This window comes from Leucobacter chromiiresistens, assembly GCF_001477055.1.
Classification (GTDB): Bacteria; Actinomycetota; Actinomycetes; order Actinomycetales; family Microbacteriaceae; genus Leucobacter; species Leucobacter chromiiresistens_A.
Genome location: NZ_LDRK01000066.1, coordinates 1 through 11,528 on the forward strand (window position 1 = coordinate 1; position 11,528 = coordinate 11,528).

The window sequence follows — 11,528 nt, forward strand, 5'->3', positions numbered from 1 at the left end:
CGCCGTCAGCACCCCGACGGCGGCGCGTGCGCGTCCGAGGGGGAGCAGCGCCGGTGAACCGGCCTGGGCGTCGAGCTCGACCCGGGTGCGTGCGCGCATGAGGTCGACGACGACGCCGAGCAGCGCGATGACGAGCAGCACGAAGCCGATGGCCGAGACCACGGCCAGCGGGTCGTCGACCGTGCCCGACTGGAGGTAGCGGTAGACGAGCGTGGAGAGGGTGACGTAGCGCTCGGGGAGCCCGATGATCGAGGGGATGCCGAAGTCGGCGAGGTTCGACACGGCGATGAGGGTGAGCGAGGAGAGCATGGCGGGGCGCAGCAGCGGGGTGGTGACCTCCCAGAGCGCGCGCGGCGCCGACGAGCCGGCGATGCGGGCCGCCTGCTCGAGGTCTGCGGGCACGCGGCGGAGCGCCGCCGTGACGATCATCATCGCGATCGGGTAGCTGTGGAGGGTGAGGAGGAAGACGACGCCGTCGCCGCCGTACAGGTTCCAGAGGGGCGCGCCGAAGCGCTGCGACCAGAACGTGTTGACGTCCGACGACGGGCCGAGGAGGCTGAGCCACGCGATCGCACCGACGAACGGCGGCATGAGCATGGGGCTGAGGGCGAGCATGCGGAGCGCGCGGCGGCCCGGCAGGTCGGTGCGCTCGAGCAGCAGGGCGAGCGCAGTGCCGATCACCACGGCGAGCACTGCGGAGAGCGCGGCGGAGACGAGGGAGTTGCGGGCGGCTTCGAGCACGTCGGGATCGCCGAGCGCCGACCAGCCGCCGCCGGTCGCGGCCAGCGCCAGGATCGCGGCGATCGGCACGAGCACGAGCGCGGCGACCGCGCACCACAGGGCGACCCGCACCGCGTCGAGCCCGTCGAGTCGCGCGAGGGGCCGTGCTGCGGGGCGGCCCGCGCGACCGGCGCGACCCCCGCGGGCCCGGCCGAAGCCGGTCGGGCCCGCGAGCGGCCGCGCGAGGGAGCTACTGGAAGAGGCCATTGAACGTCTCGACGGCGTCGGCCTGCGAAGCCCGGATGGTCTCGAGGTCGGGGTTCAGCAGCGTGATGTCGCCGATCGCAGGCGCGCCCTCGGGGCTCTCGACGTCGTCGCGGATCGGCAGGTACGACTGCGAGGCGGCGATCTCCTGCCCCTCCCGGCTGATGAGGAAGTCGACGAAGAGCTGCGACGCCTCGGCCTCCTCGGTGTCGGCGAAGATGCCGACCGGCTGCGACACGAACGGCACGCCCTCCTCCGGGTACACGGCCTCGATGGGGGATCCTGCAGCGGCGAGGTCGCGCACGAGGGAGTCGACCACGATGCCGACGGGGCTGCTGCCCTCGGCCACAGCCTGCGAGACCGGCCCGTTGCTCTCGGCGATGAGCGGCTCGTTCGCGGCGAGGCCCTCGAGCCACGCCATGCCGAGCGCGTCCTCGTCGAGCCACACCGCCGCGTTGTACGCTGCGGCTCCCGAGACGTCGGGGTTCGGCATCGCGATCTTGCCGGCGTACGCGGGGTCGGTGAGATCCTGCCACGAGGTCGGCGCATCGTCGATCGCGGTCGTGTTGACGGCGATCACGGTCGGCAGGAGGCGCGTGCCGACGTAGAAGTGCTCGGGGTCGACGAGATCCTGGTTGATCGACTCCGCCTCGGGGGAGGCGTACTCGAGCAGCAGGTCCCGCTCGGCGTAGTCCTCGAACGTGCCTGCGTCTGCGGCCAGCAGCAGATCGGCGCCGATGTCGCCCGCCTTCTCCTCGGCCGCGATGCGGGCGGTGAGGTCTCCGGTGCCGGCGCGGAAGACGTCGACCGTGATCTCGGGGTGCTGCTCGCCGAACGCTGCGACGATCGCGTCGATCTTCTCCTGCGGCTCGGAGGTGTACAGGGTGATGGTCGACGCCTCCGCAGCGCCGGTGGCGCCGGTGTCCGCGGCGTCTGCCGAGGCGGCGCAGCCGGTGAGTGCGAGGGCCGAGAGGGCGAAGGCGGCGATGACGCCGGTGGAGCGATTACGAGACATGGGTCGCTTTCTGTGCGGTGCGGGCGATGGGTTGGGTGAAGAGGGGTTCGGGGGAGTGGAGCGCGACGGTCGACGCGCTGACGCCCTCGGCGGTGAACTGCACGAGGGAGAACATGGGGGAGTCGTGGCCGGCCACCGCGTCGGGGCCGGCGTTCATCACCTGGTGGTAGGCGAGCGACGGCCCGACGAACACCGGGATCCCGTGCACCGAGGCCGTGAGGCTGTGGTGGAAGTGGCCGGCGAGGATCGCCCGCACGTCCGAGCCGTCGAGCACCCCGAGCAGGGCGTCGGCGTTGCGCAGCCCCTGGCGCCGGAGCGTCGGCAGGGGCGAGCCGAGCGGGGCGTGGTGGAGGGCGACGATCGTGCCGCGCTCCGACGGCCGGCCGAGTTCGCGGCGGAGCCAGTCGAGCTGCTCGGCGTCGATGCTGCCGGTGTGCGAATCGAGGCGCAGCACCCGGAAGCCGTCGATGCGGTGCGCGGCGGTGTGGCCGGCGACGTGCCCGGGAAGCGCACGTGCGGCGCGCGGATCGTCGTGATTGCCGAGCACCGTGAGCACGGGGGCGCCGAGGCGATCCTGCAGGCGCTCGCACGCCGCCGCGACGGCCGCGTACGCGCCGGGGTTGCCGCGCTCGATGAGGTCTCCGGTCACGACGACCGCCTCGGGGGTGATGCCGGTCGCGAGCGCGTACTCGCCGACCCGCTCCAGGCGGCCGACCCCGTCGACCGCGTCGTAGAGCAGGCCGCTCTCAGTCGCGTGGAGGTCGCTCGCGTGGAGTACCGTGAACCGGCCGGTGTCGCGGCTCATACGACCGGCTCCGAGACGGTCGCGGTGCGGCCGCCGGCCCGCTCCGCGAGGGCTGCGAGGGCCGCGAGGTGGGCGTCGCCGGCGCCGTGCGAGCGGAGGTAGTGCGCCGCGCCGCCGAGCTCGTCGACGATGTCGAGCGCGGCTTCGAGGGCCTCCGCGGGGCTGTCGAGGTGCAGGCGCTCCGATGCGGCGCGCGCCGCGTCGGTCAGCCCGAGGCCGGAGAGCTGGGCCGCCGCGATCGCCTGCCGCGCGGGGCGCACCGCCGCCCCCGATGCGGCGTAGTCGGCGACGACGTCTGCGCGGGCGTCGCCGGCGGCGAGCCGGGCGAGGGCCACGACGAGCCCCGTGCGGTCCTTGCCCGCCGTGCAGTGCACGACGGCGGTGCCGGGGTGCTCGGCGATGGCGATGACGGCGGCGGCGAGTCGGGCGCCCCGATCGCGCACCAGGCCGGCGTAGACCGTCTCGAGACTCCCCGAAGCGGGCGGGGCCTCGCCGTAGAGCGGCACCGAGCGGACCGGGATCGCGTGCGTGCGCCGGGCGTGCTCCGAGCCCTCCCGCAGGTCGATGACGAGATCGACGCCGGCGCCGCGCAGCGCGCGCTCGCCGCCGGGGGTGAGCGCGTCGAGGCCGGCCGAGCGCACGAGCCACGGCCTGCGCCCGCTCCCGATGCCCCGCGCGTTGTAGCTGCCCTCGAGGGTGATGACGTGCACTGCTGCGTTCTCCTGCCTGCGGGGCCCGTTTCACCGGGCGTGAAATGCGATTACACGAGCAGCATCTCGGGGCCGGGTGTCGCGCCGGTGAACGCGGGGAGGCGCGCGGCTGTCGAGCGGGGGAAGGATCGAGAACCCGGGGTCGGCAGCGTTCAGGGCTGCGCTTCGGCGAGGGCGTCGACGACCACTTCGCGCATGTCCTCGGCGTCGGCGCCGGAGCTCGAGCGGAGGGCCGCGACCTCCGTGACGAGGGCCTGCAGCAGCACGGAGTGGCCGAGACGGCTGAAGAAGGGGTCGACGGCGTGCGGGGCGCCCACGGCGCCGGTGGAGAGGGCGACGTCGGAGAGATCGGCGAGCGGCCCGCGGTCGTAACTGCAGAGCGAGACCACCCGTGCTCCCCGTCTGCGCGCAGCGCGCACGGTCGCGAGCGTGTGCGCGTTGGCGCCGGAATGGCTGAGCGCGAAGCAGACGTCCTCCGCCGTGAGGCTGTGCGCGGCGAACTGCTGCGCGAGGATGTCGAGGGGGGCTTCGACCGGCCGCCCCACGGTCGCCAGGCGCATCGCCGCGTCCTGGAGCGGCGGGGCCGAGAACCCGTTGGCGGCGCAGACGACGCGCGACGCCGCCGCGAGCAGTGCGGCAGCATCGGCGAGCGCTCCGCGGTCGACCGAGGAGCGCCCCACGAGCAGGGCGGCCCGGGCGCTCTCGAACACGTGGTCGACGGTGTCTCCCGGTGTCGGCTGCTCGTCGAGCGGCGCCGGCGCCTCGCGTGCGAGTTCGAGGCGCAGGTGCTGGAAGCCGCGGAACCCGAGGCGCTGGCAGGCGCGGATCACGGTGGCCGTCGATGTGCCGGCCGCCGCGGCGAGCTCCTGCGTCGACCACTGCGGCACCTCTGCGGGGCGCTCGAGGATGACGCGGGCGACCGCCCCCTCGCGCGCACCGAGGGACGCGGCGAATGCGCGGATGAGTGCGAGCGCCGACGCGGGGGTCGCGGGAGCGGGCGGGGTCGGCGGCATGCGTTCACGGTAGGCGGCTCGGGTGAACGCCGGGTGTCGCCCCGGTGGACTGCGCGAGTCGGCTGCTCGCCACGACCGCTCGTACCCGTCGCGGCACCAGCTCGCGGGTGACCGCCCGTCACGCCTGCGGCGAACACGGCCCCGCGATCCGGCATCACCCCGTAGCCTGTTTCCATCGGCGGCGCCTCACCCGTGCAACAGGCGTCGTAAGGAGGTAGGAGATGTTCGAGAGATTCACCGATCGTGCTCGCCGGGTTGTGGTGCTCGCCCAGGAAGAGGCGAAGATGCTCAACCACAATTACATCGGCACCGAGCACATTCTGCTGGGCCTGATCCACGAGGGCGAGGGCGTCGCAGCGAAGGCGCTCGAACAGCTCGAGATCTCGCTCGACGCCGTGCGCGCGCAGGTCACCGACATCATCGGGACCGGGCAGCAGCCGCCGGCGGGGCACATCCCGTTCACGCCGCGCGCCAAGAAGGTGCTCGAGCTGAGCCTGCGCGAGGCGCTGCAGCTCGGCCACAACTACATCGGCACCGAGCACATCCTGCTCGGGCTCATCCGCGAGGGCGAGGGCGTCGCCGCGCAGGTGCTCGTCAAGCTCGGCGCCGACCTCAACCGCGTGCGCCAGACCGTGATCCAGCTGCTCTCCGGCTACCAGGCCGGCAAGGAGAGCGCCACCGTGGGTGCGCCGGAGTCGGGCGGCGAGTCGAAGGGCTCGCAGGTGCTCGACCAGTTCGGCCGCAACCTCACGCAGGCAGCGCGCGAGGGCAAGCTCGACCCCGTCATTGGGCGCGAGAAGGAGGTCGAGCGGGTCATGCAGATCCTCTCGCGCCGCTCCAAGAACAACCCCGTGCTGATCGGCGAGCCCGGCGTCGGCAAGACCGCCGTGGTCGAGGGGCTCGCCCAGGCGATCATCAAGGGCGAGGTGCCCGAGACGCTGAAGGACAAGCAGGTCTACGTGCTCGACCTCGGCTCCATGATCGCGGGCAGCCGCTACCGCGGCGACTTCGAGGAGCGCCTCAAGAAGGTCACCAAGGAGATCCGCAACCGCGGCGACATCATCATCTTCATCGACGAGATCCACACGCTCGTGGGTGCCGGAGCCGCCGAGGGCGCGATCGACGCCGCCAACATTCTGAAGCCGATGCTCGCGCGCGGCGAGCTCCAGACCATCGGCGCGACCACGCTCGACGAGTACCGCAAGCACTTCGAGAAGGACGCGGCGCTGGAGCGGCGCTTCCAGTCGATCCAGGTCGCCGAGCCCTCGCTGCCGCACTCGATCAACATCCTCAAGGGCCTGCGCGACCGCTACGAGGCGCACCACAAGGTCTCGATCACCGACGGCGCCATCGTCGCCGCGGTGAACCTCGCCGATCGCTACGTGCAGGATCGCTTCCTGCCCGACAAGGCGATCGATCTGATCGACGAGGCCGGCGCCCGCCTGCGACTGTCGATCCTGTCGAGCCCGCCCGAGCTGCGCGAGTTCGACGAGAAGATCGCCGTCGTCCGCGCCGAGAAGGAGCAGGCGATCGAGGGCCAGGACTTCGAGGCGGCCGCGAACAAGCGCGACGAGGAGAAGAAGCTGATCGCGGAGCGGCTGCGCCTCGAGAAGCAGTGGCGCTCGGGCAACGTCGCGACGCAGGCGGAGGTCGATGAGGGCCTGATCGCCGAGGTGCTGGCGCAGGCGACCGGCATCCCGGTGTTCAAGCTGACCGAGGAGGAGACCTCGCGACTCCGCTTCATGGAGGAGGCCCTGCACCAGCGCGTCATCGGCCAGAACGAGGCGATCTCGGCGCTCGCGAAGACGATCCGTCGTCAGCGCGCGGGCCTCAAGGATCCGAAGCGCCCCTCGGGCTCGTTCATCTTCGCCGGACCCACCGGCGTCGGCAAGACGGAGCTCGCGAAGGCGCTCGCCGAGTTCCTGTTCGACGACGAGGACGCGCTGATCTCGCTCGACATGTCGGAGTACGGCGAGAAGCACACCGTCTCCCGCCTCTTCGGCGCCCCTCCCGGGTTCGTCGGATTCGAGGAGGGCGGCCAGCTCACCGAGAAGGTGCGGCGCAAGCCGTTCTCCGTGGTGCTCTTCGACGAGATCGAGAAGGCGCACCCCGACATCTTCAACTCGCTGCTGCAGATCCTCGAAGAGGGCCGTCTCACCGACGGGCAGGGCCGCGTGATCGACTTCAAGAACACCGTCATCATCATGACGACGAACCTGGGGTCGAGCGCGATCGCCGGAGGCCCCGTGGGCTTCCAGATCGAGGGCGACTCGTCGGTCGGCTACGACATGATGAAGGGCAAGGTGAACGAGGAGCTCAAGAAGCACTTCAAGCCCGAGTTCCTGAACCGCGTCGACGACACGATCGTGTTCCCGCAGCTCACCAAGCCGGAGCTGCTGCAGATCGTCGACCTGTTCGTCAAGCAGCTGAAGGATCGCCTGCTCGATCGCGACATGCACATCGAGATCTCGACGGCGGCGCGCGAGCGCCTCGCCGAGGTGGGCTACGACCCCACGCTCGGCGCGCGCCCCCTGCGTCGCGCGATGCAGCGGGAGATCGAGGATCGCCTGTCGGAGCGCATCCTGAGCGCCGAGCTGCTCGCCGGCGATCTGGTGAAGGTCGACTTCGTCGACGGCGAGTTCACCTTCGCGACGGAGCCGCGAGCCGATCGCGACCCGAGCGCCGCCTCGGCGTCCGCGGCCGCGGCGGTCGCCTCGACGGCGGCGACGCCCGGCATCACCGAGTAACTCCGCACCCCGACGGGCCCGCTGCTCCGGCAGCGGGCCCGTCGTCGTTGCGACGGCCCAGTGAGCTCCCGAGGGCATGGAACACCGACCCCGCCGGGCGGCCGGGCATAGACTGGAACGATGAGCGCCGCACCCGAGATCCGCATCCGCAGCGCGCGCACGGGAGACGTGCCGCAGATGGTCGCCCTGATGGAGCCCCTCGTCGCGCGACGCATTCTGCTCGGCAAAGACCTCGTCGACCTGTACGCCGCCGTGCCGGAGTTCCTGGTCGCGGTCGACGGCGACGACGCCGTCATCGGCTACGGGGCGGTGCACGTGATGTGGGAGCGGCTCGGCGAGGTGCGCACGCTGGGCGTCTCCGAGGCGTGGCTGGGCCGTGGTGTGGGGCATCGCCTGCTCACCGCGCTCGAGGAGCGGGCCCGGGCGCTCGGCCTGCAGCAGCTGTTCTGCCTCACCTTCGAGACCGAGTTCTTCGGCAAGCACGGCTTCGAGCAGATGAGCGAAGACACCGAGCTGGTCGCAGCCGAGGTGTACGCCGAGCTGCTGCGCTCGAGCGACGAGGGCGTGGCCGAGTTCCTCGACCTCGCCCGGGTGAAGCCCAACACCCTGGGCAACACGCGCATGCTGAAGCACCTTTCGGAGCCGGAGCGGATACGCTGACGCCATGTCGACGCTGAAGGATCCGGTCGGGCCGAAGGACCGCAAGGTGTACCTGCGCCGTCGCCTGATCGTGCTGCTCGCCCTCCTCGCCGTCGTCGCGGTCGTCGTGCTCATCATCGTGCGGCCCGGCTCGAGCGGCGGCGTCGCCGACGCGAGCCAGGTGGAGGTGCCCGAGGACCTCGTGGAGTCCCCGTCGCCGGGAGCCGACGAGGAGGGCGGAGCAGCGGGTGAGAGCGACGACGTCGCCGCGTGCGCGGCGGGTCAGCTCACCGTGACCCCCGCGACCGACAAGGGCGACTACGCCGCGGGGGAGCAGCCGCAGCTCTCCCTGAGCGTCGAGAACACCGGCGAGGATCCCTGCTCGGCCGACCTCGGAAGTGCGAATCTGCAGTTCGTCATCGCGAGCGGCGACGACGAGGTGTGGCGCTCCGCCGACTGCCAGGAGAACCCGGAGCACCTCGCCGTGATCCTGGAACCGGGAGCACCGCTCACCACGGAGTCGATCGCGTGGGATCGCACCCGGTCCAGCCCGGAGACCTGCGACATCAGCCGCGACCCCGTGAGCGCGGACGGCGCCTCCTACCACCTCCGCACGACGGCCGCCGGGGTGCAGGGCACGGGTACCGCGCAGTTCCTCCTCTACTGACGGCCCGCGCGGTCCGCGTCGCCCGGCGTCTCGGCGTCTTCGATCCGCAGCGCGAGCCAGAGCTCGGCGCGGTCGTCGGGGTCGTTGACGGATCGCGAGGTGGCGCGCTCGATGCGCGCCACCCGGTCGCGGAGCGTGTTGCGGTGGATGCCGAGTGCGGCGGCCGCGGGGCCGCGCTGCCCGTTCGCGATGAAGAGCGCGCGCAGCGTCTCCCGCAGCATCGCGCGATCCTCGGCGCTCTCGACCGGGCCGCCGCGCGCATCGGAGTGCTCCGAGAGCGGGCCGAGCACGCGACGCGACATCCGTGCACCGTCGCCCGGGCCGCCCGGGGAGCCCGGGGCGTCCGCGGCTCGGGCTCCGAGCCGCTCCGGAGCCGCTCCCTCGAGCTCGAGCAGCGCCTCGAGGATGGGGGTGTCCCGGTCCGCCCAGACCACGGCCGGCACGCGTGGCGCCGTGTAGAGCGGCGCGGTGGGAGAGAGCGCACGCAGCCTGCTCGCGGCCGACCTGCGGCTGTGCGGGGCGTCGCCGAGCGACGACGGGCGGCCGACGACCGCGTCGAGGTTCGCGGCCGCAGCCGCCGCGAGCGCGGCGTCCAGCGAGCCGGGGGTGTCGGCGACGATCTGCCAGGCGCGCTCCAGCCCGGCAGCGGGCGCCGGCGACTCGTTCGGTGCGACGAGGCGATCGAGGCCGGAGCGCGGCTTGCGCCGCCACGCGGCGACATCCTCAGCAGTGCCCTGCAGCGCGAGCACGCGCACCCGCTCCGGGGCGGCGAGGCCGGGGGCGAGGATCCCGATGCCGTGCGCGTCGGCGCGGTGCGCGAGGAGCGCCGCCGTCAGCCGCTCCCACCGCTCCCGCTCGCGCGCATTCTCGGCGTGATTCTCACCGAGTGCGAGGCCGAGCACCATCGCACCCGCAGCCACGATCGAGCGGCCCTCCGGTGAGAGCGGCGAGTCTCCCGCCACCGCGAGCCGGAAGCGCCCGCCCGCGTCGAGGTCGATGACCTCCGCCTCGGCGGTGCCGGCGGTGTCGGCGGTACCGGCGGAGCGGGCCGCCGCGGCGAAGCCCGCCGTCGCCGCGAGCGCACCGCCGTCGGAGCCGAGGAGCGCGAGGTGCTTGCCCGTCGCCTGCGCGAGGCTCGCGAGCACCTCGGCGGGCTGCTGATCGCCGCGGGCGCCCTCCAGGAGGCGCTGGTGCGCCCGCAGCGCCCCGCGGGCGGCGCCGAGCTCGTCCGCGCGCAGCAGCTCGGCGACGGCTTTGCTCACGGCGATGAAGGGGGTGGGCAGCGGGACCTCGAACAGCGCCACCCGGTACGCACTCGCAGCCTGCACGAGCGGCTGCGGGATCCGCTCGTGATTGACGCCGACGCCGAAGCCGATCGCGGCGACGCGGGCTCGGTTCAGGCCGGCGACGAAGTCGCGCCAGCGTCGGTCGTCGGGCGCGAGGGCGAGCCCCGTCGTCAGCACGATCTCGCCCCCCTCGAGGTAGGAGCCGAGGTCGAGCAGCTCCGTGTTCGACACCCATGTGATCGCGGGATCGCCCGCGCCCGACTGCACGAGGCGCAGTCGTAGATGCGGAACGGCGAGGAGCTGCGAGAAGGCGACCATGGTGCGATTCTTGCACAGGCGCGAACGAGCGCGGTATGCACACCCGACACGGGGTGCAGGTGCGGTTCGGCATACACTGGCGGCAGCGAACGGCGCAGTCGGCTCGAATCGCACGCCGACGCCTGACCGCCGACGGCACCACCAGCAACGAAGAGGAGCGCATCGATGACGGGCACCGGGCAGCCGCAGCACGACCGACCGCAGAGCGGAGGCGCGCCGATGGGCGCCCTCCACGGCATCCGAGTCGCCGACTTCTCGCGGGTGCTCGCCGGGCCGCACGCCACGATGATCCTCGCCGACCTCGGCGCCGACGTCATCAAGATCGAGAGCCCCGAGGGAGACGGCACCCGCCAGTGGAGCCCGCCCGTCAACGCGGTCGGCCAGAGCACCTACTTCGCCGGCGTCAACCGCGGCAAGCGCTCCGTCGTCTGCGACCTCCGCGACCCGGAGGGGCTCGCGCGCGCTCGGGAGCTCGCCCACTCCGCCGACGTCGTCATCGAGAACTTCAAGCCGGGCACGATGGAGAAGTTCGGCCTCGGCTACGACGCCGTGGCCGCCGAGAACCCGGGCGTGGTGTTCTGCTCGATCTCGGGCTTCGGCGACACCGAGGGGCGAGACCTCCCGGGCTACGACCTGCTCGTGCAGGCCGTCGGCGGTCTCATGAGCATCACGGGCCGGTCGGACGAGGCCGGGGGAGAGCCCACCAAGGTCGGCGTCGCCCTCGTCGACATCCTCACCGGGCTGAACGCGGTCATCGGCATCCAGGCGGCGCTGCGGGCGCGCGACGACGCCGACTCTCCGACCGCAGGGCGCGGGCAGCACGTGAAGGTGACCCTGCTCGGCTCGCTGCTCTCCGCGCTCGCGAACCAGGCCTCTTCGACGCTCGAGACCGGCGTCGCCCCGGGGCGCATGGGCAACGCGCACCCCTCGATCGCCCCGTACGAGACGTTCGCCGCCGCCGATCAGTCGATCGCCCTCGCGGTCGGCACCGACGGCCAGTTCGCCCGGCTCTGCGATGTACTCGGCATCCCCGAGCTCGCCGCCGACGAGCGCTTCGCCACCAATCCGCAGCGCGTGGCGCACCGCGTCGCACTGCGGGCGGAGCTCGAGACCGCACTGGGGACGCGATCCGCAGCCGAGTGGATCGACGCCTGCACCGCCGCGAACATCCCCGCCGGCCGCGTCAACTCGATCGCGCAGGCCCTGGATCTCGCGGAGTCGCTCGGCCTCGCCCCCGTGGCGACGACCACCGCGACCGCCGCAGACGGGGCGGAGCACGCCCTGCGCTCGGTGGCGACTCCCATCTCGCTGTCCGAGACCCCCGCCCGCTACGAGGTTCCCCCT

Annotated in this window: 10 protein-coding genes; 4 read left to right on the forward strand and 6 right to left on the reverse strand. The window is 72.6% G+C overall.

The window, feature by feature from the left end:
- The 5 genes from NS354_RS09725 to NS354_RS09745 all read right to left on the reverse strand — a co-directional run.
- Positions 1–987 (reverse strand): ABC transporter permease (locus NS354_RS09725; RefSeq protein ID WP_153002170.1); only part of this gene is annotated, 987 nt, incomplete at its 3' end.
- Positions 971–1,999: an ABC transporter substrate-binding protein gene (locus NS354_RS09730; RefSeq protein ID WP_058594315.1), complete on the reverse strand. Its 1,029-nt coding sequence runs from the start codon at positions 1,997–1,999 to the stop codon at positions 971–973. The genes NS354_RS09730 and NS354_RS09725, both read right to left, overlap by 17 nt.
- Entirely contained in the window at positions 1,989–2,804 is an 816-nt protein-coding gene (locus NS354_RS09735; RefSeq protein WP_058594316.1) for a metallophosphoesterase family protein, read from the reverse strand. Before NS354_RS09735 ends, NS354_RS09730 begins: the two co-directional genes overlap by 11 nt.
- Positions 2,801–3,514: a tyrosine-protein phosphatase gene (locus NS354_RS09740; RefSeq protein ID WP_058594317.1), complete on the reverse strand. Its 714-nt coding sequence runs from the start codon at positions 3,512–3,514 to the stop codon at positions 2,801–2,803. Before NS354_RS09740 ends, NS354_RS09735 begins: the two co-directional genes overlap by 4 nt.
- A gap of 152 nt (positions 3,515–3,666) precedes the next feature.
- A complete protein-coding gene (locus NS354_RS09745) occupies positions 3,667–4,527 on the reverse strand; it encodes a MurR/RpiR family transcriptional regulator (protein ID WP_058594318.1) in 861 nt (286 codons plus the stop codon).
- Between the two features lie 221 nt (positions 4,528–4,748).
- Between NS354_RS09745 and NS354_RS09750 the strand changes: the two genes are divergently transcribed.
- From NS354_RS09750 to NS354_RS09760, 3 genes are all read left to right on the forward strand, one after another.
- Positions 4,749–7,274, forward strand: coding sequence for an ATP-dependent Clp protease ATP-binding subunit (locus tag NS354_RS09750; protein WP_058594319.1), 2,526 nt, complete (start codon positions 4,749–4,751; stop codon positions 7,272–7,274).
- Between the two features lie 120 nt (positions 7,275–7,394).
- Entirely contained in the window at positions 7,395–7,934 is a 540-nt protein-coding gene (locus NS354_RS09755) for an amino-acid N-acetyltransferase (RefSeq protein WP_058594320.1), read from the forward strand.
- 4 nt (positions 7,935–7,938) lie between these two features.
- Complete coding sequence (locus NS354_RS09760; RefSeq protein ID WP_058594321.1) at positions 7,939–8,580, forward strand: hypothetical protein; 642 nt, start codon at positions 7,939–7,941, stop codon at positions 8,578–8,580.
- On the opposite strand, the gene NS354_RS09765 is transcribed toward NS354_RS09760, so the two are convergent.
- Entirely contained in the window at positions 8,574–10,184 is a 1,611-nt protein-coding gene (locus NS354_RS09765) for a PucR family transcriptional regulator (protein WP_058594322.1), read from the reverse strand. The two genes, NS354_RS09760 and NS354_RS09765, sit on opposite strands and share 7 nt — an antisense overlap.
- A gap of 165 nt (positions 10,185–10,349) precedes the next feature.
- On the opposite strand from NS354_RS09765, the gene NS354_RS09770 reads away from it, so the two are divergent.
- Positions 10,350–11,528 (forward strand): CaiB/BaiF CoA transferase family protein (locus tag NS354_RS09770; RefSeq protein WP_058594323.1); only part of this gene is annotated, 1,179 nt, incomplete at its 3' end.